21 protein-coding genes are annotated in these 23,803 nt (G+C 71.2%); 6 read left to right on the forward strand and 15 right to left on the reverse strand.

The genetic code is table 11. The features are described from left to right. Positions 1-40 precede the first annotated feature (40 nt). The 9 genes from cobA to DCE93_RS10135 all read right to left on the reverse strand — a co-directional run bounded on the left by cobA (position 41) and on the right by DCE93_RS10135 (position 9,295). Positions 41-835, reverse strand: a complete 795-nt coding sequence (cobA, locus tag DCE93_RS10095; RefSeq protein ID WP_108595778.1) for a uroporphyrinogen-III C-methyltransferase — start codon at positions 833-835, stop codon at positions 41-43. Next, on the reverse strand, positions 832-1,755 hold the full coding sequence (locus DCE93_RS10100; protein WP_108595779.1) for an ABC transporter permease: 924 nt from the start codon (positions 1,753-1,755) through the stop codon (positions 832-834). The genes cobA and DCE93_RS10100 overlap by 4 nt, the downstream gene beginning before the upstream one ends. Continuing rightward, positions 1,745-2,488, reverse strand: coding sequence for an ABC transporter ATP-binding protein (locus DCE93_RS10105; protein WP_108595780.1), 744 nt, complete (start codon positions 2,486-2,488; stop codon positions 1,745-1,747). The genes DCE93_RS10100 and DCE93_RS10105 overlap by 11 nt, the downstream gene beginning before the upstream one ends. A gap of 5 nt (positions 2,489-2,493) precedes the next feature. Continuing rightward, on the reverse strand, positions 2,494-3,606 hold the full coding sequence (locus DCE93_RS10110; protein WP_108595781.1) for an ABC transporter substrate-binding protein: 1,113 nt from the start codon (positions 3,604-3,606) through the stop codon (positions 2,494-2,496). Next, on the reverse strand, positions 3,603-4,967 hold the full coding sequence (locus DCE93_RS10115) for a sulfate adenylyltransferase subunit 1 (RefSeq protein WP_108595782.1): 1,365 nt from the start codon (positions 4,965-4,967) through the stop codon (positions 3,603-3,605). The genes DCE93_RS10110 and DCE93_RS10115 overlap by 4 nt, the downstream gene beginning before the upstream one ends. Further along, positions 4,967-5,908, reverse strand: a complete 942-nt coding sequence (gene cysD / locus DCE93_RS10120; protein WP_108595783.1) for a sulfate adenylyltransferase subunit CysD — start codon at positions 5,906-5,908, stop codon at positions 4,967-4,969. The genes DCE93_RS10115 and cysD overlap by 1 nt, the downstream gene beginning before the upstream one ends. Beyond that, on the reverse strand, positions 5,890-6,633 hold the full coding sequence (locus DCE93_RS10125) for a phosphoadenylyl-sulfate reductase (protein ID WP_108595784.1): 744 nt from the start codon (positions 6,631-6,633) through the stop codon (positions 5,890-5,892). The genes cysD and DCE93_RS10125 overlap by 19 nt, the downstream gene beginning before the upstream one ends. Further along, entirely contained in the window at positions 6,630-8,363 is a 1,734-nt protein-coding gene (locus tag DCE93_RS10130) for a nitrite/sulfite reductase (RefSeq protein WP_108595785.1), read from the reverse strand. The genes DCE93_RS10125 and DCE93_RS10130 overlap by 4 nt, the downstream gene beginning before the upstream one ends. A 161-nt stretch (positions 8,364-8,524) precedes the next feature. Then, positions 8,525-9,295 (reverse strand): sirohydrochlorin chelatase, encoded by a 771-nt coding sequence (locus tag DCE93_RS10135; RefSeq protein ID WP_108595786.1) that lies wholly within the window; start codon positions 9,293-9,295, stop codon positions 8,525-8,527. A 172-nt stretch (positions 9,296-9,467) separates the two neighbouring features. On the opposite strand from DCE93_RS10135, the gene DCE93_RS10140 reads away from it, so the two are divergent. Beyond that, positions 9,468-11,345: an ABC transporter ATP-binding protein gene (locus tag DCE93_RS10140; protein WP_108595787.1), complete on the forward strand. Its 1,878-nt coding sequence runs from the start codon at positions 9,468-9,470 to the stop codon at positions 11,343-11,345. Between the two features lie 157 nt (positions 11,346-11,502). Continuing rightward, positions 11,503-12,330: a hypothetical protein gene (locus DCE93_RS10145; protein WP_108595788.1), complete on the forward strand. Its 828-nt coding sequence runs from the start codon at positions 11,503-11,505 to the stop codon at positions 12,328-12,330. Between the two features lie 42 nt (positions 12,331-12,372). On the opposite strand, the gene DCE93_RS10150 is transcribed toward DCE93_RS10145, so the two are convergent. Both DCE93_RS10150 and DCE93_RS10155 read right to left on the reverse strand, forming a co-directional pair. Next, complete coding sequence (locus DCE93_RS10150) at positions 12,373-12,756, reverse strand: DUF1622 domain-containing protein (RefSeq protein ID WP_108595789.1); 384 nt, start codon at positions 12,754-12,756, stop codon at positions 12,373-12,375. Between the two features lie 174 nt (positions 12,757-12,930). After that, positions 12,931-14,796, reverse strand: a complete 1,866-nt coding sequence (locus DCE93_RS10155) for a phosphoenolpyruvate carboxykinase (GTP) (RefSeq protein WP_108596702.1) — start codon at positions 14,794-14,796, stop codon at positions 12,931-12,933. 131 nt (positions 14,797-14,927) lie between these two features. On the opposite strand from DCE93_RS10155, the gene DCE93_RS10160 reads away from it, so the two are divergent. The 3 genes from DCE93_RS10160 (at position 14,928) to DCE93_RS10170 (ending at position 17,765) form a co-directional block, all read left to right on the forward strand. After that, positions 14,928-16,370, forward strand: coding sequence for a helix-turn-helix transcriptional regulator (locus DCE93_RS10160; protein WP_108595790.1), 1,443 nt, complete (start codon positions 14,928-14,930; stop codon positions 16,368-16,370). Positions 16,371-16,452: 82 nt separating this feature from the next. After that, entirely contained in the window at positions 16,453-16,794 is a 342-nt protein-coding gene (locus tag DCE93_RS10165) for a PadR family transcriptional regulator (RefSeq protein WP_108595791.1), read from the forward strand. Next, a complete protein-coding gene (locus DCE93_RS10170) occupies positions 16,791-17,765 on the forward strand; it encodes a permease prefix domain 1-containing protein (protein WP_108595792.1) in 975 nt (324 codons plus the stop codon). The genes DCE93_RS10165 and DCE93_RS10170 overlap by 4 nt, the downstream gene beginning before the upstream one ends. Positions 17,766-17,852: 87 nt before the next feature. On the opposite strand, the gene DCE93_RS10175 is transcribed toward DCE93_RS10170, so the two are convergent. The 4 genes from DCE93_RS10175 to DCE93_RS10190 form a co-directional block, all read right to left on the reverse strand. Beyond that, a complete protein-coding gene (locus DCE93_RS10175; protein ID WP_108595793.1) occupies positions 17,853-18,641 on the reverse strand; it encodes an SDR family NAD(P)-dependent oxidoreductase in 789 nt (262 codons plus the stop codon). A 37-nt stretch (positions 18,642-18,678) separates the two neighbouring features. Beyond that, entirely contained in the window at positions 18,679-19,854 is a 1,176-nt protein-coding gene (locus DCE93_RS10180) for a thiolase family protein (RefSeq protein ID WP_108595794.1), read from the reverse strand. Positions 19,855-19,930: 76 nt separating this feature from the next. Next, the gene (locus tag DCE93_RS10185) at positions 19,931-21,424 is read right to left on the reverse strand and encodes a glyceraldehyde-3-phosphate dehydrogenase (protein WP_276329500.1); all 1,494 of its coding nucleotides are present in this window, start codon (positions 21,422-21,424) and stop codon (positions 19,931-19,933) included. A gap of 149 nt (positions 21,425-21,573) precedes the next feature. Continuing rightward, positions 21,574-21,885, reverse strand: a complete 312-nt coding sequence (locus DCE93_RS10190; RefSeq protein WP_108596703.1) for a hypothetical protein — start codon at positions 21,883-21,885, stop codon at positions 21,574-21,576. A gap of 183 nt (positions 21,886-22,068) precedes the next feature. Here DCE93_RS10190 and DCE93_RS10195 point away from each other — a divergent pair, with 183 nt between their 5' ends. Beyond that, positions 22,069-23,736, forward strand: coding sequence for a thiamine pyrophosphate-binding protein (locus tag DCE93_RS10195; RefSeq protein ID WP_108595796.1), 1,668 nt, complete (start codon positions 22,069-22,071; stop codon positions 23,734-23,736). Positions 23,737-23,803: the final 67 nt, after the last annotated feature.

Below are 23,803 nucleotides of genomic sequence, written 5' to 3' on the forward strand. Positions count from 1 at the left end.
GAAGGGAGTGGGGTGCGCGGGTCTACGGTGCCCGCAGGAGCTAGGGAGCGGTCGAGCGCGGTGCCCGCCCGGCGCCGGAGGCGATCGCCTCGGGCGCGTACGGGCTGAGCGTCACGACGTCGCCGACGACGACGACCGCGGGCGAGCGGATGCCGCGGCGTGCCGCCTGCAGCGCGATCGTGCCGAGCGTGCCCACGGTCACCCGCTGGCGAGGCCCGTAGCCGTCTTCGACAACAGCGACGGGGCAGTCTACGCCGCGCTCACCCCGGGCGAGGGTGATCGCCGAGTTCGCGAGCGTGCCGATGCCCATGAGGAGCACCACGGTGTGGTCGCGGCCGCCGCCGAGCGCCTGGATCTGGTCGTGCCCGGTGACGACGGTGAAGGTCGTCGCGAGGCCGCGATGCGTGAGCGGGATTCCGGCGATCGCGGGCACCGAGATGGCGCTCGTGATGCCGGGTACGACCTCGACGTCGACACCGGCGTCGTGACAGAACGCGACTTCCTCGCCGCCACGGCCGAAGATGAACGGGTCGCCGCCCTTCAGGCGCACGACGCGCTTGCCGTCGCGGGCGAGGGCGACGAGCAGCTCGTTGATCGCGTCTTGCGGCACGGCGTGGTGGCCGGGCAGCTTGCCGACGTCGACGACCTCGGCGCGGAGCGTGACACCCTCGGCGGCGAGCCCGTCGAGGACCCCGCGCGCGCCGAGCCGGTCGGCGACGACGACATCGGCGGCCTCGAGTGCGCGCAGTCCGCGGATCGTGAGGAGTCCGGGGTCACCCGGCCCGGCGCCCACGAGGGTGACGCGGCCCGGTGCCGGGATGGGCGGCGTGGTCATCTGCTGCCTCCCTGGAGGAGACCCCGGCGGCGGAGCATCCGTCGCTCGAGCGGGGCGAACACCACGAGCTCGATGAGGATGCCGATCGCGAGGATCACGAGGATCGTCGCGAGCACACCGGCGAGGTCGGCGAGTTCGCGGCTCTGGTCGAGCATCGAGCCGAGCCCGAAGCCGATCGTGCCGCCGACGGCGATGATCTCGGCCGCCATGAGCGAGCGCCACGAGAACGCCCAGCCCTGTTTGAGCCCGGCGACGTAGCCGGGGAGTGCGGCGGGGAGCACGACGAGGGCGGCGAGGCGTCCCGGCCCAGCACCCAGCACCGTGCCCACCCGCCGCAGCTGAGGGGGAACCTGTTCGACACCGGCGATGAGCCCGTTCACGATCGAGGGCACCGCGCCCATGAGCACGACGAAGTACACGGTGGCGTCGGTCAGGCCGAACCAGATGATTGCGGCCGGCACCCACGCGACCGACGGCAGCACCTGCAGGCCCGAGATGATCGGTCCGATGGCGCGTCGCAACGGCTTCACCTCGGCGAGCAGCAGCCCGAGCGGGGTGCCGACGACGACGGCGATGAGGAAGCCCACGATGCCGCGCTCGAGGCTCGTGGCGACGGCGAGCTGCAAGCGGCCCGCCTCCCACGACTGCGTGATCGCCATGACGACGTCGAGCGGACCGGGCACGATGTCGGGCCGCGGCTGGGCGATCACGACGTAGAGCTGCCAGGCCGCGACGAGGGCGACGACGAAGACGATCGGCGGCACGACGCTCGTCGTGAACCGGCGCCATGCGCTCGGTGCGCGTTCGGGGTCGGTCTGCAGGCGGTCGAGGCCGGCCTCGAGGCTGCGCAGTTCGTCGTGTGCGGATGCCTCGGGGCCGGCGGCCTCGCGCCCGCCGAGCACGGTCGTCTCATGCGGCATTTCGGCGGATCTCCTTCCGGAGCTGCTCGGTGATCTCGATCGAGAGCGCCGCGACCTCCGGCGACTCGATGCGGCGACCCTCGGTGGAGTCGATGCGCCATTCGCCCGCGACTCGGCCGGGCCGGGACGACAGGAGGACGACCCGTTGCCCGAGCCGAGCGGCTTCGCGCACATTGTGCGTGACGAAGACGATGGTGCGCCCGGTGCGGCGCCAGACGCGTTCGAGCTCCTCGTGCAGGAGGTCGCGGGTGATGGCGTCGAGGGCGGCGAAAGGCTCGTCCATGAGCAGGACCGAGCGGTCCTGCGCGAGTGCACGGGCGAGCGCGACGCGCTGGCGCATGCCTCCGGAGAGCTCGTGGGGGCGCTTCTCCGCGGCATCCGCGAGATTCACCGTGTCGAGCAGCTCGAGTGCCGCGCCGCGCCGCGCGGTGCGCGGCACGCCGCGCAGGCGGAGGGCGAGCTCGACGTTCTGCCTGGCCGTGAGCCACGGCATGAGCGCCGCTTCCTGGAACATGACCGCCGCACCGTCGCTCGGCACGTCGATCGAGCCGGTCGACGGCCGGTCGAGCCCGGCGATGAGGTTCAGGAGCGTCGACTTGCCGCAGCCCGACGCCCCGAGCAGGCAGACGAACTCACCCGTCGCGATCGTGAGGTTCACGTCGTCGAGCACGAGCGGCCCGGCGCCGAAGCGCTTGCCGAGTTGCTCGATGCGGATGGCCGTCTGCCCGCTCATGGCTGCTACTCCTTGCCGAGGCCACCCGCGGAGACCGGCTCGTCGCCGTCCTCCTCGAGCAGACCGTTCAGCAGCCTGAGATCGAAGAGGCCGTCGATGGAGCCTTCCTTCTGGGTGCCCGCCTCGAGCCCGTTCTCGACGAGCGTCTCGAAGGTCTCGGCGTGCGGGTCGAACGAGAATGCCACGTGCTCGAGGGCACGGGTGATGACCTCGTCGGCGAGCGGCTTTCCGGTGTCCTTCTCGATGACCGCGTTGATGACCCCGGCCGCCTCGTCGGCGTGCTCGGTGAGCCAGTCGACGGATGCCACGTGGCCCTGGAGCAGCGCCTGCACCGTCTCGGGGTGCTCTTCGAGGAACTCGGCACGCACGAGCAGCACGGTCGTCGGGAACGCGCCGTCCTCCCAGAGGTCGGCCTCGTCGACGAGCACGTGAGCGCCGGCGTCGACGATGAGCCGGGAGACCCACGGCTCGGGCAGCCATGCGCCGTCGAGGCCGCCCTGCTGGAACAGGGTGAGCGTCTGCGCGTTCTCGGTGGGCGTGATGTGCACGTCACCGCCGCCGGTCGTGTCGGTGGTGAAGCCCTCGTCGGCGAGCCATGAGCGCAGCGCGACGTCTTGCGTGTTGCCGAGCTGCGGCGTGGCGAGCGTCGTGCCCGCGAGATCCTTCACCGAATCGATGCCCTCGCGCACCACGAGGGCCGCGCCGCCGGTCGCCGCGCCGGCGACGATGTGCGCCGACTCGCCGCCCGACTGGATGAACGTGTTGATCGACGGGTTCGGACCGATGTAGGTGGCGTCGATCGCGCCGGCCGAGAGCGCCTCGATGGCCGCGGGGCCGGCGTTGAAGACCTGGGTCGTGAGCTTCGTGTCGCCGAGCGCCTCTTCGAAGAGCCCCTCCTCGAGACCCACGAGCGCGGGCGCGTGGGTGACGTTCGCGAAGTAGCCCAGGCGCAGCTCCTCGGCGGGCTCGGTCGTCGCGGTGGGCTCGGCGGTCGGTCCGGCTGCGGCCTGCGGCGCGCAGCCGCTCAGCGCGAGCACGGCGGTCGTCACGATGGCCGTAGCGAGCATCATGCCCGCGACCAGGCCGAGGCGGGAACGGACGCGGGATGTTGCGGTCATGCTGCTACTCCTTCGGTGTTGTTGGTGGTGGTGGTGGTGCCATCGGCGGGGCCGACGGCCTGGGTCACCGGTGCGGTGACGATCCCGGCGGCGAGTGTGGCGCCGCTCTGGGAGTCGATGACGAGGAACGCACCGGCGCGACGGTGCGCGGCGTACTCCTCGACGGGCAGCTCGGCCGCGAGGCGCACGCGCACCTGGCCGATGTCGTTGATCTCGAGACCCTCGACGGGCTCGAGCTCGAGCGAATCGAGGTCGAGGCGACCGACGATCTCGGGCACGAGCGCCTGCACGGTGCTCGTGCCCGACTTCAGGAGCACGCGCGCGCCGGGGCGGAGGGGCGCGTTGCCGAGCCAGAACAGCGCGGCGTCGAGTTCTCGACGGGGCTCGGGCAGCGCGCCCTCCGCCACGACGACGGCACCGCGTGCGGCGTCGAGCTGGTCGGCGAAGCGGAGCGAGACCGACTGCGGGGCGGATGCCGCGTCGAGCTCGCGGGCGCCGGCGTCGATGCCTGTCACGGTCGTCGTCGCGCCGCCGGGGAACACCTGCACGCGGTCGCCCACGCGCACGGTGCCCGAGGCGATGCGGCCCGCGAACGCCCGATAGTCACGGAAGCGCTCGGGATCGGCGACGTCGTGCGCCAGCGCGCCCTGGGGACGGACGACGAGCTGAACCGGCATCCGCAGGACTTCGAGTTCGGTCTCGAGCTCATCGACCGAGGGCAGTGTCTCGAGGAGCTCGAGCAGGCTCGGCCCGTCGTACCAGGGCGTGTTCGCCGAGCGGTCGACGACGTTGTCGCCGGCCAGCGCGGAGACCGGGATGACGTGGGCGCCGGGCAGCCCGAGTTCGCGGGCGAGCGTCGTGACCTCGCCGGCCACCCGTGAGAACGCCGCCTCGGAGTAGCCGAGCAGGTCGATCTTGTTGACCGCGACGATGATGTGCGGCACGCGCAGCAGTTGCACGACGGCGAGGTGCCGGCGCGTCTGCTCGAGCACGCCGTTGCGCGCATCGACGAGCACGACGACGGCATCCGCCGTGGTCGCGCCGGTCACCATGTTGCGGGTGTACTGCACGTGGCCCGGGCAGTCGGCGAGGATGAACGAGCGACGCCCGGTCGAGAAGTAGCGGTAGGCGACGTCGATCGTGATGCCCTGCTCGCGCTCGGCGCGGAGGCCGTCGGTGAGCAGCGCGAAGTCGATCGTGCCGGACTCGCCGCCGAAACCGCGCTCGGCCGAGGTGCGCGCGACCGACTCGAGCTGATCGGCGAGGATCGCCTTCGAATCGTGCAGCAACCGGCCGACCAGGGTCGACTTGCCGTCGTCGACCGAACCCGCGGTCGCGAAGCGGAAGAGTGCCTGGCTCATCAGAAGTACCCGTCTTTCTTGCGGTCCTCCATGGCGGCCTCCGAGATGCGGTCGTCGGCGCGGGTCGCGCCGCGCTCGGTCAGGGTCGAGGTCGCGACCTCGGCGACGACCGCGGCCACGTCGGCGGCGTCCGATTCGACCGCGCCCGTGCAGCTCATGTCGCCGACGGTGCGATACCGCACCGTGCGGGTCTCGAGCGTCTCGCCCGGCCGCACCGGCGAGACCTCGCTCACCGCACGCCACATGCCGTCACGGCGGTACACCTCGCGCTCGTGCGCGAAGTACAGCGGCGGCAGCGCGATGGCCTCCCGCTCGAGGTAGCGCCAGACGTCGAGTTCGGTCCAGTTCGAGATGGGGAACGCCCGTACGTGCTGGCCGACCGTGTGGCGGCCGTTGTAGAGGTCCCAGAGTTCGGGGCGCTGGTTGCGCGGGTCCCACTGGCCGAACTCGTCGCGCAGCGAGATGATCCGCTCCTTCGCGCGAGCCTTGTCTTCGTCGCGACGCGCCCCGCCGAACACGGCATCGTGCCGGCCCGCGGCGATCGCGTCGAGCAGCGGCAGCGTCTGCAGGGGGTTGCGGGTGCCGTCGGCGCGCTCGTGCAGGCGGCCGTCGTCGAGGTAGTCCTGCACGGAGGCCACCTCGAGACGGAGGCCGAGCCGCGCCACGGTCTCGTCGCGGAAGGCGATCACCTCGGGGAAGTTGTGCCCCGTGTCGACGTGCAGCACGGGGAACGGCACGCGCGCGGGCCAGAACGCCTTCGCGGCGAGATGGAGCACCACGACGGAGTCCTTGCCGCCCGAGAACAGCAGCACCGGCCGCTCGAACTCCGCGACGACCTCGCGGATGATGTGGATCGCCTCGGACTCGAGCACGTCGAGCGCGTCGACGTCGAGCCCGGACGTCGTGACGGTGTCGGTGGCGCTCACAGGTGCAGCCCGCATTCCGTCTTGGCGAGGCCCGCCCAGCGGCCCGACCTCGGGTCTTCTCCGGCAGCGACCGGCTTCGTGCACGGCTCGCAGCCGATCGAGGGGTAGCCGTGCGACATCAGGAGGTTGACCGGTACCTGGTGCGCCCCCGCATAGTCGAGCAGCTCGTCGAAGCTCCAGGCCGCGAGCGGGTTCACCTTCACGAGGCCGTTCCGCTCGTCCCAGGAGACGAGCGGGGTGCCGGTGCGCGTCGGCGCCTCGTCGCGGCGCACGCCCGTGAACCACAGCTCGTAGCCCGAGAGGGCATCGTGCAGCGGCTCGACCTTGCGGCGGGCGCAGCAGAGTCCGGGATCGCGGGCGAAGAGCTGCGCGCCGTGCTCGGCATCCTGCTGCTCGACGGTCTGCTCGGGCAGCACATCGACGACCCGCACGTCGAGGCCGCGGGCGACCTCGTCGCGCGTCACGCGAGTCTCGGCGAAGTGGTAGCCCGTGTCGAGGAACAGCACGTCGACGCCCGGCAGCTGCGCCGCCACGAGGTGCGGCAGCACGGCGTCGGCCATCGAGCAGGCGACCGCCGCGGCATCCGTCGCGAAATGCTCGGCGACCCAGGCGATCACCTGGGCAGCGGATGCCTCGTGGCCCGTGAGGCTCCCGAGTTCGACGTTGCCCGCCTCGGCGAGCGCTCGCAGCGTGTCGGCGTCGCGGGTCGCCGTGGCACGGGGCGCAAGGCTGACGCTCACTTCAATGCCTCCTCATCGGCGCGGTGCGCCCACTCGGCGAACGTCTCGTCGGCGGCGGCGTCGCGGTCGGCGAGGAAGCGCTTGACGACCCGCTCGACGTAGTCGGCGATGCCGTCGGCGGTGACCTTGAGGCCGCGGACGGTGCGACCGAGGCCCGCCTCTTCGCGGTCGGCGCTCGCGAGCCCGCCGCCGAGGTGCACCTGGTAGCCGGGGACCTGCTCGCCGTGGTCGTCCATGATGAGCTGGCCCTTGAGTCCGATGTCGGCCGTCTGGATGCGCGCGCACGAGTTCGGGCAGCCGTTGACGTGCAGGCTGATCGGGTGCGGCAGCTCGAAGCCGTCGAGCGTGCGCTCGAGATCGAGCACGGCTGCGGTGGCGAACGCCTTGGTCTCGACGATCGCGAGCTTGCAGAACTCGATGCCGGTGCACGCGATGGTGCCGCGGCGGATGAGGCTCGGGCGGGCCGACAGGCCGAGTTCGTCGAGACCCGTGATGAGGGACTCGACGCGCTCTTCGGGGATGTCGAGGATCACGAGCTTCTGGTGGGGCGTCGTGCGCAGGCGCGAGGAGCCATGCGCCTCGATCAGCTCGGCGAGCTTCGCGAGGGTGGGGCCCGAGACGCGGCCGACGATCGGCGTGACGCCGACGTAGAACCGGCCGTCCTTCTGGCGGTGCACGCCGACGTGGTCGCCGTGCGCGAGCGGTTTGGGCGCCGCGGGGCCGTCGGGCAGCGGCGCCTCCAGGTACTCGGTCTCGAGCACCTGGCGGAACTTCTCGGCGCCCCAGTCGGCGAGGAGGAACTTCAGTCGCGCCTTGTTGCGCAGGCGTCGGTAGCCGTAGTCGCGGAAGATCTGTGCGACGCCGTGCCAGGCCTCGGCCACCCGCTCGGGGGCGACGAAGACGCCGAGCCGCTCGGCCAGCCGTGGTGTCGTGGAGAGCCCGCCGCCGACCCAGAGGTCGTACCCGACGCCGAGCTCGGGGTGGCGCACCGCGACGAACGCGACGTCGTTGATCTCGTGCACGACGTCTTGGCTGGGGTGGCCGGTGATCGCCGACTTGAACTTGCGGGGCAGGTTCGCGAGCGTCTCGTCGCCGATGAACCGGCTCGTGATCGCCTCGATCTGCGCGGTCGGGTCGATGAGCTCGTCGGCGGCGATGCCCGCGACCGGCGAGCCGAGCACGACGCGCGGCACATCGCCGCACGCCTCAGTGGTGCCGAGTCCGACGCCCTCGAGGCGCCGCCAGATCTCGGGCACGTCCTCGACACGGATCCAGTGCAACTGGATGTTCTGGCGGTCGGTGAGGTCTGCGGTGTCACGGCCGAACTCGGTCGAGATGCCCGCGATGACCCGCAGCTGCTCGGTCGTCAGCTGCCCGCCGTCGATGCGCACGCGCAGCATGAAGAACTCGTCTTCGAGCTCGTGCGGCTCGAGGGTCGCGGTGCGGCCGCCGTCGATGCCCGGCTTGCGCTGCGTGTACAGGCCCCAGACGCGGAAACGACCGTGCAGATCGGTCGGGTCGATCGACGCGAACCCGCCCTTGGAGTAGATGTTCTCGATGCGGTCGCGCACGCTCAGGCCGTTGTCGACCTGCTTCCACTCCTCGTTGCCGTTGAGCGGGGCGGTGCCGTCGACCTTCCACTGGCCGTGCGGACGGCTCGCCGGACGCGGCGGACGCTCGCCGGCACGGCTCGCCGGGCGGCCCTGCGCCTCGATCGTCTCCTGCGTCATGTCTGCTCTGCTTCCTCGTCACCGCGGAGTGCGGGTTTCGACCGAGGCTAAGCGGGTTCGGCGGAGGCCGAGACACGGACCGTCACATCACGGCAAGGAAGGAAACATGGCGTCAAACTCGGCAATGCGGCGTCACAATCTGTTTGCCGCGATGCCCGGCGCTAGGCTCCCGCCGCTGAAGCCGCTGAAGCCGCCGAAGCCGCTGCCGCCGCCGCCGCGAACCGGTCGAGCACGATGTCGACGAGCGCCGAAGGCGTGTCGTTCGGAGTGAGCAGCGGGTCGGTGACGAGGTCGGCACCGGCGCTCGCCGCGAGGTCCTGGAAGTAGCCCGGCGCGAGCAGGTAGCTCGCCGCGATCACCCGTCGCCCGGCGCCGCCGAGCCTCGCCGCGGCGATCGCGTCGGCGAGGCGGGGCTCCGCCGCGGAGAGGAAGCCGACCGTCACCGGTGCGCCGAGGGCGGCGGCGAGCCGCTCCCCCATGTCACGGCAGTCGTCGACCGCGCGTTCATCGCTCGAGCCGGCGACGGCGAGCACGACGAGGTCGTCCGGGGCCGCTCCCGCCTCGTCGAGGCGACGGCGCAGCACGCCGACGAGCCGGTCGTCGGGTCCGAGCGCGGCGGCCAGACGCACCCGCCGGTCCGCGACCGCCTCGATCTCCCGCCGCAGGTCGACGTGCACGTGGTAGCCGGCGGAGAGCAGCAGCGGCACGACCACCGCGGGCAGCGATGGCGGCAGCGCGGCGAGGGTCGCCGCGACATCCGGTTGCTGCACATCGACGTGACCGAGCCGCACCATCGCGGGCGATGCCGCGAGGGGCGAACCCTCCCCGACCGCAGCCTCGACCGCGTCGATCAAGCCCCGCACCGCCACCTGGCCGTCGGGCGATGCGGTGCCGTGCGAGATGCCGACCAGTGCGGCGCCGGTGAAGTCCATGAGCCCATCGTGCCCCGCCGAGGCGGAATCGCACCATCGCCCTCGTGACTCGACGACACGTGCGGCGCACCCGAAGCTTCGACGCAGCTCGGCCACGTAAGCTGCACTGCGGCGATGACCCGGAAATCGAGCGGATGCGGCATCCCCTCGCCGCGCACGCCAGGAAGCGAACATGAGCGAGACCGAGACCCGACGTTCCCCCTTCAGCCGGCGCGCAGCCCCGACGGGCCCGCGAGCGACGTTCCGGCAGTTGCTGCCCTTCATCTTCGAGCACCGGCCGGTGCTCATCGTCGTCGCCGTGCTCAGCGTCGTCGGCGCCCTCGCGAGCCTCGCCCAGCCCCTGCTCGTCAGCCGGGTCATCTCGATCGTCGAGGCGAACGAACCGCTCGGCGGCATCGTCTGGGCGCTCATCGCCCTGGTCGTGATCAGCGGCATCATCACGGGCTATCAGCACTACCTGCTGCAGCGCACCGGTGAGGGCGTCGTGCTCTCGAGTCGCAAGCGACTCATCGCGAAGCTGCTGCGCCTGCCGATCGCCGAGTTCGACACCCGGCGCACGGGCGACCTCGTCTCGCGCGTCGGCAGCGACACGACGATGCTGCGCGCGGTGCTCACCCAGGGCCTCGTCGAAGCGGTCGGCGGCACCGTCACCTTCATCGGCGCGCTCATCGCGATGCTCATCATCGACCCGGTGCTGCTCGGACTCACCGTGCTCGTCATCGCCGTCGCCATCACGACCGTCACGCTGCTCTCGGGTCGCGTGCGCGAGGCCTCGCACCAGGCGCAGGAGAAGGTCGGCGACGTCGCGGCCTCCGTCGAGCGCGCGATCAGCGCGGTGCGCACCATTCGCGCCGCCGGCGCCACCGAGCGAGAGATCCGCGACGTCGAGGCCCAGGCCGAAGGCGCCTGGCAGATGGGCGTCAAGGTCGCGAAGATCTCGGCCCTCATCGTGCCGGTCGCGGGCATCGCGATGCAGGTCTCGTTCCTCGTCGTGCTCGGCGTCGGCGGGTTCCGCGTGGCATCCGGTGCGATCACGGTCGCGAACCTCGTCGCGTTCATCCTGTTCCTGTTCATGATGATCCTGCCGCTCGGCCAGGCGTTCGGCGCCATCACCTCGGTGAACCAGGCGCTCGGCGCCCTCGGCCGCATCCAGGAGATCCTCGACCTGCCCGATGAAGACGCCCACGACCGCGAACTCGCCCCGCTCGCACTCATGGTCGGCGACGCCAACGAGGGCGTGCTGCCGGATGCCCCGGCGATCGCGTTCGACGAGGTGTCCTTCGCCTACGCGGCGACGCGCCAGGATCCGGCCGATCCGGCGAACGAGTCCCCCGACGAACACGAGCCCGAGCCCGAGGTCACCGATCGGCAGCCGGTGCTGCGCGGCGTCTCCTTCCAGGTGCCGCGGGGGCAGCGCATCGCCCTCGTCGGCCCCTCGGGTGCGGGCAAGTCCACGATCCTCGCGCTCATCGAGCGGTTCTACGATCCGTCGGTCGGCACCGTTCGCATGGGCGGCCTCGACCTGCGAACCCTCGACCGGGCGGAGCTGCGGGCCCAGATCGGCTACGTCGAGCAGGACGCCCCCGTTCTGGCCGGCAGCCTGCGCGACAACCTGAAGCTCGGCAGCCCCGACGCAACCGACGCCGAGTGCGAGCAGGTGCTTCGGGCGGTGAACCTCGGCGCGGTGCTCGATCGCGACCCGGCCGGCCTCGACGCCGCCGTCGGCGAAGACGGCATCATGCTCTCGGGCGGGGAACGCCAGCGGCTCGCGATCGCACGTGCCCTGCTCGCCGCCCCGCCGATCCTGCTGCTCGACGAGTCGACCTCGTCGCTCGACGGCGTCAACGAGCGCATGATGCGCGAGGCGGTCGACGCCGTCTCTGCCGGTCGCACCCTCATCGTGATCGCGCACCGGCTCTCGACGGTCATCGACTCCGACCGCATCATCGTGCTCGACGAGGGCCGAGTGCTCGGCGAGGGTACGCACGCCGAGCTCGTTGCCGCGGTTCCGCTGTACCGCGATCTCGCAGCGCACCAGCTGCTCGTCTGAGCGGGCCTCTGCGCCGACCCGCCGGGGAACCGGCTCAGGGAAAACCCCGGGGGGAATACGGGGGCTAGCCGCGATGAGGCGCCACCGCCTCCTCCGTAGCGTGGGGTTCCGCATCCGGTTCCAGGATGCCCAGAGCCCATTCCCCCGGAGGACCATCATGACCATCGCAACCGTGGCGCACGAGCGCGATCTCGCCCACCTCGACGAGTTGCCCGTCGAGCTCATCGACGAACTGCCGAACGCGGGCGACCACCCGGGCGCAGCCACCCGCAACGGCCTCGGCCACTCGTTCGACCGCATCGAAGCCGGCATCCAGGGCTGGCTCCGCCACTGGGAGCCGCAACGGCTGCCCGCGTTCACCGCCGTGCGCGACGTCATGCCCGACGACGATCGCGGACGCAGTTCGCTCCGCGCCGCACCGACCGAGCCCGACGGCGCCGTGCGCCTGACCGCGAGCCTCTACGACCCGCCGAACCGTGACGGCGACCCGCTCGCGTGGTCGCGCAACTGGGCGAGCCTCGCCGTGCTTCCGCCGCCTCGGGAATCGGGCCGGCTCTTCTACCGCTTCCGGGTCTCGAGCCGGCTCGTGCTCGACGGACAGGCGGCGCTCAGCCTCGCCTCGACGAGCGTGAACTTCGGGGTCGTCGCCGACACCGCCAAGGCGAGTCCGTTCCAGGTGCCCGGCTTCGCGACGCCGATCGCCCGGCCGCTCGTCGGCGTGCAATGCCGTGAAGACCAGGACGCCACGGCGTCGCAGACGTTCGAGGGCTCGATCGCGGTGCGCCAGGGCGAGACCCCGGCGATGGCGTTCGTCATCGGCGCCGACCTGCTGTTCGAGAACGGCTGGGTCAGGGTGCACGAGGGCTCGAGCACCTGGATCGGTCCGTCCGAGCCGGGCGCGAGCGGCACGATCGAGTTCCGCTACGCCCCGGCCGCGATGCTCAGGCTGCTCGGCAGACTCGACGAGCCGCACCGTCAGGACTGAGTCGGTCGCGCGCGACGCCGGCGCCGACGCGGGCGATGCCGCTCACCGAGCCTCCGCGGTCTCCTCGGGCGTCTCCTCGTCGACGGGCGCACCGCGCTTCTGCCACGGCCACCGACCCGAGATCTCGAGCTCGAGCGACCAGCTGAGGAACGTTCGGATGAGCACGATGATCGCGAGCACCGCGACCGAGTCGAGCGTCGGGGTCACTGCGACGGTCTTGATGATGTCGGCCGCGACGAGCAGTTCGAGGCCGAGCAGGATCGCCCGCCCGAGCACCCGGCGGAACCGCGTGTACACGGGGCGCACCCGGCGAAGGCCGCGCAGCGCGGCGTCGAGGATCGCATAGAGGATGCCGATCACGATCGCGACGACACCGAGCACGTCGATGATCTCGCCGACCGCTTCGATGATCGTGCCGAACTCCATGACGCCCCCTTCGCGCACACGCTAGCGCGGTCTCGGGCGAGATCGAGCGCGACGTGCCGAAATGCCGTCGACGGATGCCGCGGGCGGGCGCACCTTCCCGAGTGCTTGCGACCGCGGCATCCGTCGACGGCAGGTGATGCGCCCCGTCACGAGACGGGGCGCACCACCGACGCGCTAGGCGCCCTGGTGCTGCAGGTGGTACCGCAGGCTCGCGAGTTCCGCCCGGAGCGCGGCGGGCACCCGGTCGCCGAACTTCGTGAAGTACTCGTCGGTGAGGTCGCACTCGGCGAGCCACGAGTCACGGTCGACGTCGAAGAGCTGCTCGAGCGCGGCATCCTCGATCTCGAGGCCGTCGAGGTCGAGCGAGTCGGCTGCCGGAAGCAGGCCGATCGGCGTCTCGACGGCGTCGCTCGAGCCTTCGATGCGGCCGACGATCCACTCGAGCACGCGCGAGTTCTCGCCGAAGCCGGGCCAGAGGAACGAGCCGTCGGCGCCCTTGCGGAACCAGTTGACCTGGAAGATCTTCGGCGCGTGCGTGCCGAGGACGCGGCCCATCTTCACCCAGTGGCCCCAGTAGTCGGCCATGTTGTAGCCGCAGAACGGGAGCATCGCGAAGGGGTCGCGGCGGAGTTCGCCGACGGTGCCCTCGGCGGCCGCGGTCTGCTCGGAGGAGATCGTCGCGCCCATGAACACGCCGTGCTTCCACGAGCGCGCCTCGGCGACGAGCGGCACGTTCGTCGCCCGGCGGCCACCGAAGAGGATCGCGTCGATCGGCACGCCGTCGTGGGCGTCCCAGTCGTCGGAGATCTGCGGGCACTGCGCCGCGGCGACCGTGAAGCGCGAGTTCGGGTGCGCGGCGGGGCGGCCCGAGGCCGGAGTCCAGGGCTTGCCCTCCCAGTCGGTGAGTTCGGCGGGCGCCTCGTCGGTGAGCCCCTCCCACCAGATGTCGCCGTCGGGGCGCAGCGCCACGTTCGTGAAGATCGTGTTGCCCCAGAGCGTCTGCACGGCCGTGGGGTTCGTCGTCTCGCCGGTGCCCGGCGCGACGCCGAAGAAGCCGGCCTCGGGGTTGATCGCGTAGAGGCGGCCGTCGGCGCCGGGGCGCATCCAGGCGATGTCGTCGCCGATCGTCTCGACCTTCCAGCCGGGGATCGTCGGGCGCAGCATCGCGAGGTTGGTCTTGCCGCAGGCCGACGGGAACGCCGCCGCGACGTGGTACGACCGGCCCTCGGGCGAGGTGATCTTGATGAGCAGCATGTGCTCGGCGAGCCAGCCCTCGTCGCGGGCCATGACGCTCGCGATCCGCAGCGCGAAGCACTTCTTGGCGAGCAACGCGTTGCCGCCGTAGCCCGAGCCGAACGACCAGATCTCGCGCGAGTCGGGGAACTGCACGATGTACTTCGTCTCGTTGCACGGCCAGTCGACCTCGGCGCGGCGGTGGCCGACGCCGTCGATGAGCGGGTAGCCGACCGAGTGCACGGTGCGAACCCACGGCTCGCCGGCCTCGATGAGGCGGTAGACCGCGTCGCCCATGCGGGTCATGATGCCCATGCTGAGCACGACGTAGGGCGAGTCGGTGATCTCGACGCCGAGCTGCGAGATCGGGCCGCCGAGCGGACCCATCGAGAACGGCACGACGTACATCGTGCGGCCCTTCATGGAGCCGTCGAAGACGTCGGTCAGTTCCGAGCGCATGGCGTGCGGATCGCGCCAGTTGTTCGTGGGGCCGGCGTCCTCCTCGTAGGTCGAGCAGATGAAGGTGCGGTCCTCGACGCGGGCGACGTCGCCCGGGTCGGTGCGTGCGAGGTAGCTGTTGGGGCGCCACTCGGGATTGAGCTTGATGAGCTTGCCCTCGGCGACGAGCTGCTTCGTCAGCAGGTCGGCCTCGTGCTGCGAGCCGCTGCACCAGACGATCTCATCGGGTTTGGTGAGGCCGGCGATCTCGTCGACCCATGCGCGCAGGGCCGAGTCGGTGGTGCCGCGACGGGTGCCGCCGGGTGCGTCGGATGCCTCGGTGCCGATCGAGAAGTCGGAGATGGTCATCATCATCCTTTCCAAGGTGGTGCCGACCGGGGGCCGGGAAACGCTTCGTACTTCAAGAATGCGCGCGATTGAGACATCCGTTCATGCATTTCGATGGTTAAGAACTTGCGATCTTTCGGTATTCTTAAACGGTGAAAGCAGGCTCCCCCGATCTCGCAACTCTCGGCCAGCGCATCCGCCACTTCCGCGGCGAGCGCAGCCTCACCCTCGACCAGCTCGGCGAAGCGGTCGGCATGGCCGGCAGCCAGCTCTCGCTCATCGAGAACGGCAAACGCGAACCGAAGCTCTCGACCCTCGACGCCCTCGCCGTCGCGCTGACCGTCGACCTCGCCGACCTCCTCGCGCGCGAGGCGCCCAGCCGGCGTGCCGAGCTCGAACTCGAGCTCGGCCGAGCGCAGTCGAGCCCGCTCTACGCGAGTCTCGGCCTCCCGGCGATCCGGCCCGGCCGGGGCATCACCGACGAATCGCTGGAGGCCATCGTCGGCCTCCACCACGAGCTCCAGCGGCGAGCGAGTGAAGCCATCGCCACGCCCGAGGAGGCGCGGCGCGCCAACACCGAGCTGCGCGAGCTCATGCGCGAGCGCGACAACTCCCTCCCCGAGCTCGAGCAGCTCGCCGAAGAGCAGGTGCGGGCCTCGGGGCACCGCTCCGGTGCTCTCACCCACCGCGAGGTGAGCGTGATGGCCGAGCGTCTCGGTTTCCAGCTCATCTACGTCGACGACCTGCCCGACTCGACGCGGTCGATCACCGATATCGCCAACGGGCGCATCTACCTGCCGCCGGCGTCGATTCCGGGCGGTCACGGCCTTCGATCGATGGCCCTGCAGGCCGTGGCCCACCGACTGCTCGGCCACGAGCGACCGGCCAGCTACGCGGAGTTCCTCTGGCAGCGGCTCGAGATCAACTACTTCGCCGCTGCGTGCCTGATGCCGCGCGAGGCATCCGTCGCCTTCCTCCAGTCCGCGAAGAAGGAGAAGCGGCTCGCCATCGAGGACTTCCGCGACGCGTTCGGCGTCACCCACGAGGCGGCGGCACTGCGATTCACGAACCTGGCGACGACCCACCTCGACATGACCCTGCATTTCCTGCGGGTCGCGGGCGACGGTGCACTGCTCAAGGGCTACGAGAACGACGGATTGCCGCTGCCCACCGACGTCACCGGATCGATCGAGGGCCAGTGGGTGTGCAAGAAGTGGAGCGCCCGCACGGCCTTCCTGCACACCAACCGCACGACCGAGAACTACCAGTACACCGACACTCCGGCCGGCACCTTCTGGTGCGCGACGCAGACCGGGCGCACGGATGCCGCGGAGTTCTCGATCTCGGTCGGCGTGCCGTTCAGCCAGGCCAAGTGGTTCAGAGGCCGGGAGACGAAGCACCGGGCCGTGTCGACGTGCCCCGACGAGTCGTGCTGCCGGCGGGCGCCCTCGGAGCTCGCCGAGCGCTGGGCAGGACGCGCCTGGCCGAGCGCCCGGCTGCACGCCCACGTGCTGTCGCCCCTGCCGTCGGGCACGTTCCCGGGCGTCGACGACTCCTCGGTGTACCAGTTCCTCGAGGCCCACGCCGTGCAGTGAGGCGCGAGCCGGCGGTCTCCCGCGTCGTCGCACGTTGAAGTTTCTGTTGCATTAGTGTGTGTCGCACAGTATCGTGTGACTCATGAACCTCGATGACACGACCGCCGGGCACCTGCAGGAGCTCAGACGCGGCACCGTCGTGCTCGCCTGCCTCGTGCGGCTGCGCACGCCCGACTACGGGTACGCCCTGCTCGAGTCGCTGAACGGCCTCGGCATCCTCGTCGATGCGAACACGCTGTATCCGCTGCTGCGACGACTCGAGAAGCAGGGCCTCCTCACGAGCGAGTGGAACACCGACGAGGCCCGCCCCCGCAAGTTCTACCGCACGAGCCCGACCGGCGAGCAACTCGCCGACGCCCTCATGACCGACTGGCGACGCATCGACGACGCGCTCGCCCGACTGACCGCTGGAGACGAATCATGACCACCCTGACCGACCGGTACGTGTGGGCCGCAGCCCGCACCCTGCCCGAGACGCAGCGCGCCGACTTCGGCCGTGAACTGCGCGAACGCATCGGCGACTCGACCGACGCGCTCGTCGAGACCGGCCGCACGCGCGCCGACGCCGAGCGCATGGCACTCGTCGAGCTCGGCGACCCGGCCGCACTCGCGGCGAGCTACATCGACCGGCCGCTGCAGCTCATCGGGCCCCGCTACTACCTCGCCTGGTGGCGGCTGCTCAAGCTGCTGTACACGGTCGTGCTGCCGATCGCCGTCGCAGCGGTCGCTTTCGGCCAGGTGCTCGGCCAGGAGCCCGTCGGCCAGATCATCGGCAGCACGGTCGCTGCGGCGATCGGGATCGCCGTGCACCTCGGATTCTGGACGACGCTCGTGTTCGCCGTGCTCGAGCGCAGCCCCGGCCGCGACGCCGAGATCCCGTGGACGATCGACATGCTCCCCGAGGTGCGCGACGCCGGTCGCTCGTCTCGCACGGCTGATCTCGTCGCGTCGCTCGTCTTCCTCGGCCTGTTCGCCGCGTTCATCGTGTGGCAGCAGTTCGGGCTCCCCTGGGCCGCGGTCGCCGAGGGCGTGCCGCTCCTGAACCCCCAGCTGTGGAGCTTCTGGCTGCCGTACTTCCTCGTGCTCATCGTGCTCGAGATGCTGTTCGCGATCGCGATCTACGCGTGGGGCTGGAACTGGTGGCTCGCTGGTGCGAACTTCGTGCTCAACGTCGCGTTCACCGTGCCCGCCCTGTGGCTCTTCACGACAGGGCAGCTGATGAACCCCGATGCGCTCGAGGCGATCGGGTGGCCGTGGGACGTCGATTCGGAGTGGGTCGTCACGACGCTCATCGTGGTCGCCGTGGTGGGCATCGCGATCTGGGACGTGATCGACGGCGTCATCAAGACGGTGCGCGGGCGGGGCGGCTCGACGCTCACACTCGGCCGGATCTGACGCCGCCGCACCCCATCGAACCGGTGAGCGGATGCTTCGGAGGAACGCTCCTCCGAGGCATCCGCTCGTTCGTCGCTGCTCGGCGGCCTACCTCGGCTGCATGCGAATGGCGCCGTCGAGGCGGATCGTCTCGCCGTTCAGCATGGGGTTCGCGATGATCGAGCGCACGAGCGCCGCGTACTCGGCCGGATGACCGAGCCGTGACGGATGCGGCACCTGCGCTTCGAGCGATGCCCGCACGTCGTCGGCCATGCCGGCCATCATGGGCGTCTCGAAGATGCCGGGGGCGATCGTGACGACGCGGATGAGCAGCTTCGACAGGTCGCGGGCGATCGGCAGGGTCATGCCGGCGACGGCCGCTTTCGACGCCGAATAGGCGGCCTGGCCGATCTGGCCGTCGAAGGCGGCGACCGAGGCGGTGCTCACGATGACGCCGCGCTCGGCCGTCGCGGGGCCGCCGGGCACTCCACCGCTCACCGGTTCGGTGGCCGCCATCGCTGCGGCCGCGAGTCGGGTCACGTTGAACGTGCCGATCAGGTTCACCCGGATCGTGCGCTCGAACGCCTCGAGCGGCGCCGGGCCGTCACGACCGACGGTGCGGTTCGCGGTCACGATGCCGGCGCAGTTCACGGCGACCCGCAGGGGCGCGAGAGCGGATGCCGCGTCGACGGCGGCCTGCACCTCCGCCTCGTTCGCGACATCCGCCGCGACGAACCGCGCCCGATCGCCGAGCGCGGCCGCGGCCTCCTCGCCGCGCGGGCCGGGCAGGTCCACGAGCACGACGGATGCCCCGCCGTCGATGAGTGCCTTCGCCGTCGCGCGACCGAGGCCGGAGGCCCCGCCGGTGACGATCGCCGATGCGCCGTCGAGTTCCATGTGGAGGGTCCTTTCGTCGGGTGCTCCGAGCAGCGGGTCAGATGCGTTCGATGATCGTGGCGTTGGCCATGCCGCCGCCCTCGCACATCGTCTGCAGGCCGTACCGGCCGCCCGTCGCCTCGAGCTGGTTCACGAGGGTCGTGAGCAGTCGGGTGCCGCTCGACCCGAGTGCGTGCCCGAGGGCGATCGCGCCGCCTCGGGGGTTCAGCTTCGCGGCATCCGCACCGGTGTCTCGCAGCCACGCGAGCGGCACCGACGCGAACGCCTCGTTGACCTCGTATGCGTCGATGTCGTCGTGACCGAGGCCGGCGCGTTCGAGCACCTTCGCGGTCGCCGGAATGACGCCCGTCAGCATGAACAGCGGGTCGCTGCCGACGACCGAGAACGCGCGGAACCGCGCCCGCGGGGTGAGGCCGAGCTGCTCGGCGCGCTCGGCGCTCATGATGAGGGCGGCGGAGGCGCCGTCGGTGAGCGGCGAGGAGTTGCCGGGGGTGATCCGCCAGTCGAGCTCGGGGAACCGCTCGGCGAGTTCGTCGGTGCGGAACGCGGCGTTCAGCCCCGCGAGCGACTCGCCCGAGGTACCGGGCCGCACGGTCTCGTCGGTGAGCGTGTCGACGCCGGGCACGGGCACGACCTCGCTCGCGAAGGCGCCCGACTCCTGCGCCGCCGCGGCGAGCGCGTGCGATCGCGCAGCGAACTCGTCGAGCTCGGCCCGGGAGAAGCCCCACTTCGCGGCGATGAGCTCGGCCGAGACGCCCTGGTTCACGAGCCCGTCGGGGTAGCGGGTGCGGATGCGCGCGCCGTACGGGTCGGCGCCCGCCGCACTCGAGCCGAGCCGCACCCGGCTCATCGACTCGACGCCGCAGGCGATGACGATGTCGACGTGCCCGGCCTGCACGGCCTGCGCGGCGAACGTGGCCGCCTGCTGGCTCGAACCGCACTGGCGGTCGATCGTCGTGCCCGGCACGTGCTCGGGGAACCCGGCCGCGAGCACGGCGTTGCGCGTGATGTTGTAGCTCTGCTCGCCGATCTGGCTGACGCAGCCGCCGATCACGTCGTCGATCAGGCCCGGGTCGAGATCGTTGCGGTTCACGAGCGTGTCGAGCACCCCCGCGAGGAGGTCGACGGGGTGGATGTCCGAGAGGAGGCCTCCCGGCTTGCCGCGCCCGACGGGTGTGCGGACGACGTCGACGATGACGGCTTCGGTGCTCATTGTCCCAGCCTACGACGGCCGGAACACGGATGCCCCGGGCGCGCACGCGCACCCCGGGGCATCCGTCGACCGATGCTCAGACCGCGGCGGCGACCTCGCGCTCGAGCGCGACCGGCTGCCGCTCGGGCAGCACGACGGGATGCGTGCCGGCGATCGCCTCGATGACCCGCACGACCTGGCACGAGTAGCCGTACTCGTTGTCGTACCAGACGTAGAGGATCGCGTCGGTGCCGTCGGCGATCGTCGCGAGCCCGTCGACGATGCCGGCCCGGTTGGAGCCGACGAAGTCGGTGGAGACCACCTCGGGCGACTCGACGTAGTCGATCTGCTGACGCAGCGGCGAGGTGAGCGACACCTGTCGCAGGTACTTGTTCAACGAGCCCTTCGAGGCGGGCTGCTCGAGCTGCAGGTTCAGGATCGCGAGCGACACGTCGGGCGTCGGAACGCGGATCGCGCTGCCGGTGAGCTTGCCGGCGAACGACGGCAGCGCCTTCGCGACGGCCTTGGCCGCGCCGGTCTCGGTGATCACCATGTTGAGCGCCGCCGAGCGGCCACGGCGGTCGCCCGAGTGGAAGTTGTCGATGAGGTTCTGGTCGTTCGTGAAGGAGTGCACGGTCTCGACGTGGCCGCGCACGACGCCGTAGGCGTCTTCGATCGCCTTCAGCACGGGCGTGATCGCGTTCGTCGTGCACGAGGCTGCGGAGAGAATGCGATCGTCGGGCGTGATGTCGTCGTGGTTGATGCCGTGCACGATGTTCTTGATCGCACCCTTGCCGGGAGCAGTGAGCAGCACCCGGGCCACGCCGGTCGCCTGCAGGTGCTGCGAGAGCCCCGCCTCGTCGCGCCAACGGCCGGTGTTGTCGACCACGATCGCATCGTGGATGCCGTAGGCGGTGTAGTCGATCGACGCCGGGTCGCTCGAGTAGATCACCTGGATGAGGGTGCCGTTCGCGAGGATCGTGTTCGCCTCTTCGTCGACCTCGATCGTGCCGGCGAAGGGGCCGTGCACCGAGTCGCGGCGCAGGAGGCTCGCGCGCTTGACCAGATCGTTGTCGGAACCCTTGCGCACGACGATCGCGCGCAGGCGCAGCCCCTTGCCGTTGCCGGCGTGGGCGATGAGGATCCGTGCGAGCAGGCGCCCGATGCGGCCGAAGCCGTAGAGCACGACATCGGTGCCGGATGCCTCGGGCTCGCCCTCGACCGCGATCACCGACGTCAGCTCGTCGCGCACGAAGTCGGCGAGCTCGCGGGCGTCGCCTTCGCCGACGGCGTCGGCGTAGCGGGCGACGAGGCGGGCCACGTCGATGGAGGCCGGGCCCGGGGCGATCTCGCGCAGCACCTCGAGCACGCGCATCGTGTCGGCGAGGTCGAGTTCGACCTCACCGGCCTGCCGGGCGAAGCGATGCGCCTTCAAGAGGGCGATCGGCGAGCGGTTGATGAGCCGCCGCCCGTGGATGGAGGTCACCACCCCGTGGTCTCGGTAGAGGCCGCCGATGAGCGGGATCATCCGCTCGGCGAGTTCCTCTTTGGCGATCCATTCCGTGCGGCGGGCGTCGAATTCGTAGCTCACGATCTTCCTTCTCGGTCGACCGTTGCGGGGGCGTCGTCGACCGTGTCCTCGCGGGCGAGCCTGCCGAGGCAGCACCGGCCGCATTCTTTTCCGGGGATGACTCGATTCTACGTAGGACTCGTCCCCGTGTGACTCTCCGTGCGCCCGTCTCAGCCGGCGGTCGGTGCATCGTCGACGAACCCGACGTCGTACACCGCGACCCGCTGCGGTACGCCCTCGAAGGCGGCGGCCCGCTCGGGCGAGGCCATGTAGGCCTCCTCGAGCCGAGCGAACTCCTCGCGATCGCCGGGGGCGCTCACCGCCCAGACGAACTCGTTCGACCCACGCAGGCCGTAGGCGAACTCGACCGCGAAGCCGGCAGTCGGCCGCACGAACGGCATCGTCGACCGCCACCACTCGAGGAAGGCGTCGTACTCCCCGTCGACGAGCGTGTACCGGCGCAGCTGGATGGTCTTGGGCATTCCACCATTCTGCCCGGTGCGCACTGCGGGCGCCCCGCGTGTTGCGCTTATACTCGATGCGTCCAGGCGCGATCACGCGCCGGTGCTCGAAAAATGGGCACGAAGCCGATCGGCGGGCGACCCCGCCCCTCGCGCGAGACACATACGGAATCCGCATCCGTCTTCGTCTCGAATGGACACCGCATGTCTTCGGTCTCCGCGCACGTCGCGCACGCCCTCTCCGCCCACCTCGACCACGTCTTCGGGGTGATGGGCAACGGCAACGCCCACTTCCTCGACGCCGTCGAGCGCCACCCGTCGATGTCCTTCACCGCCGTGCGGCACGAGGCGGGCGGCGTGGTCGCGGCCGACGCCCACCACCGCGCCTCGGGTCGTCTCGCCGCGGCGACCGCGACCTACGGCGCGGGCTTCACGAACACGCTCACGGCGCTCGCCGAAGCCGTGCAGGCCCGCGTGCCGCTCGTGCTCGTCGCCGGCGACGAGCCGACCATCGGGCGCCGCCCGTGGGACGTCGACCAGATCGCACTCGCGTCCGCAGTGGGCGCCCGCACCTTCACGGTCGGCCGAACGGATGTCGCGGCCACGACCGTGCTCGCCGTCGAGCACGCGCTCGCCCGCCGCACCGCCGCGGTGCTCGCGATCCCGTACGACGTCGCCGCGCTCGAGGCGGGCGAGCCCGAAGACGCTCCCCCGCTGCGCCTGCCGGCTCCGCTCGCCCCGGCGGGCGAGTTCGCGGCGCACGCCGTCGCCGAGCTCGCCCGGGCCCTCGCCGGTGCTCGCCGGCCCTTCCTGCTCGCCGGGCGCGGTGCGTGGCTGTCGGGCGCGAGCGAGGCCCTCGGCGAACTCGCCGCGGCCACGGGTGCGATCACCGCGTCGACGGCGCTCGGCCGCGGCCTCTTCCCCGACGCGCGCTTCGACCTCGGCGTCGCCGGCGGCTTCGGCGCACCTCGCGCGATGGAACTCGTGCGCGAGGCCGACGTCGCCGTCGTGTTCGGCGCATCGCTCAACCAGTTCACGATGCGCTTCGGCGAGCTCTTCGCGCCCGGCACGCGAATCGTGCAGGTCGATGTCGCGGCGACCGCGACGCATCCGCATGTCGGCGACTACCTCAGGGGCGATGCCGCGATCGTCGCTCGGGCGCTCGTCGCCGAGCTCGCGGCGACGGGCGCCGCCGGCTCCGGTTGGCGGGAGTCGATCGCCGTCGAGTCGCTCCGCACCCAGGAGCCTGGCGCCGACGCTGCGGCGGGCGGTCTCGCCGACGACGGGCGGCTCGACCCGCGCACCGTAGCCGCTCGCATCGCCGAACTGCTGCCCGAAGACCGTGTGGTCGTCTCCGACGGCGGTCATTTCATCGGCTGGGCCAACATGTACTGGCCGGTCGCGTCACCCGACCGCATGATCATGGTGGGCACCGCATTCCAATCCATCGGCTTGGGGTTTCCGAGCGTGCCCGGTGCCGCCGTCGCGCGCCACGAGTCGACCATCGTGCTGACGACCGGCGACGGCGGCGGCCTCATGGCGATGGCCGATCTCGAGAGCGCCGTGCGCACCGCCGGCGGCCGCGGACTCGCCGTCGTCTGGAACGACGCGGCGTACGGCGCCGAGGTGAACCTCTACGGGCTGAAGGGGCTCGCCGAGGGGCCCATGCTGATCCCCGAGGCTGACTTCGCGCAGGCGGCGCGCGCCTTCGGTGCCGAGGGGGTCGTGGTTCGCGAGCTCGCCGACCTCGAGGCGCTCGCCGAATGGGCGGCCCGTCCGGCGCGCGAGCGTCCGTTCCTCCTCCTCGACTGCCGGATCTCGGGCCTGGTCATCGCGCCGTACCAGCGGGAGATCATCCGCGTGAACAGCTGACGCGCCGCACGGTGAACGACGGATGCCCCGGCGGATGGTTCCCGCCGGGGCATCCTCGTGCGAGGTG

This window comes from Agromyces badenianii (assembly GCF_003070885.1).
In the GTDB taxonomy this organism is placed as follows: domain Bacteria; phylum Actinomycetota; class Actinomycetes; order Actinomycetales; family Microbacteriaceae; genus Agromyces; species Agromyces badenianii.

Excerpts from the sequence above, each read along its gene's own strand:
- DCE93_RS10155 (WP_108596702.1), bottom strand. The coding sequence starts at position 14,796 with ATGACCATCTCCGACTTCTCGATCGGCACCGAGGCATCCGACGCACCC.
- cysD (WP_108595783.1), bottom strand. The coding sequence starts at position 5,908 with ATGCGGGCTGCACCTGTGAGCGCCACCGACACCGTCACGACGTCCGGG.
- DCE93_RS10140 (WP_108595787.1), top strand. The coding sequence starts at position 9,468 with ATGAGCGAGACCGAGACCCGACGTTCCCCCTTCAGCCGGCGCGCAGCC.
- DCE93_RS10110 (WP_108595781.1), bottom strand. The coding sequence starts at position 3,606 with ATGACCGCAACATCCCGCGTCCGTTCCCGCCTCGGCCTGGTCGCGGGC.
- DCE93_RS10145 (WP_108595788.1), top strand. The coding sequence starts at position 11,503 with ATGACCATCGCAACCGTGGCGCACGAGCGCGATCTCGCCCACCTCGAC.
- DCE93_RS10175 (WP_108595793.1), bottom strand. The coding sequence starts at position 18,641 with ATGGAACTCGACGGCGCATCGGCGATCGTCACCGGCGGGGCCTCCGGC.
- DCE93_RS10130 (WP_108595785.1), bottom strand. The coding sequence starts at position 8,363 with ATGACGCAGGAGACGATCGAGGCGCAGGGCCGCCCGGCGAGCCGTGCC.
- cobA (WP_108595778.1), bottom strand. The coding sequence starts at position 835 with ATGACCACGCCGCCCATCCCGGCACCGGGCCGCGTCACCCTCGTGGGC.
- DCE93_RS10105 (WP_108595780.1), bottom strand. The coding sequence starts at position 2,488 with ATGAGCGGGCAGACGGCCATCCGCATCGAGCAACTCGGCAAGCGCTTC.
- DCE93_RS10170 (WP_108595792.1), top strand. The coding sequence starts at position 16,791 with ATGACCACCCTGACCGACCGGTACGTGTGGGCCGCAGCCCGCACCCTG.
- DCE93_RS10135 (WP_108595786.1), bottom strand. The coding sequence starts at position 9,295 with ATGGACTTCACCGGCGCCGCACTGGTCGGCATCTCGCACGGCACCGCA.
- DCE93_RS10195 (WP_108595796.1), top strand. The coding sequence starts at position 22,069 with ATGTCTTCGGTCTCCGCGCACGTCGCGCACGCCCTCTCCGCCCACCTC.
- DCE93_RS10190 (WP_108596703.1), bottom strand. The coding sequence starts at position 21,885 with ATGCCCAAGACCATCCAGCTGCGCCGGTACACGCTCGTCGACGGGGAG.
- DCE93_RS10180 (WP_108595794.1), bottom strand. The coding sequence starts at position 19,854 with ATGAGCACCGAAGCCGTCATCGTCGACGTCGTCCGCACACCCGTCGGG.
- DCE93_RS10100 (WP_108595779.1), bottom strand. The coding sequence starts at position 1,755 with ATGCCGCATGAGACGACCGTGCTCGGCGGGCGCGAGGCCGCCGGCCCC.
- DCE93_RS10115 (WP_108595782.1), bottom strand. The coding sequence starts at position 4,967 with ATGAGCCAGGCACTCTTCCGCTTCGCGACCGCGGGTTCGGTCGACGAC.
- DCE93_RS10150 (WP_108595789.1), bottom strand. The coding sequence starts at position 12,756 with ATGGAGTTCGGCACGATCATCGAAGCGGTCGGCGAGATCATCGACGTG.
- DCE93_RS10165 (WP_108595791.1), top strand. The coding sequence starts at position 16,453 with ATGAACCTCGATGACACGACCGCCGGGCACCTGCAGGAGCTCAGACGC.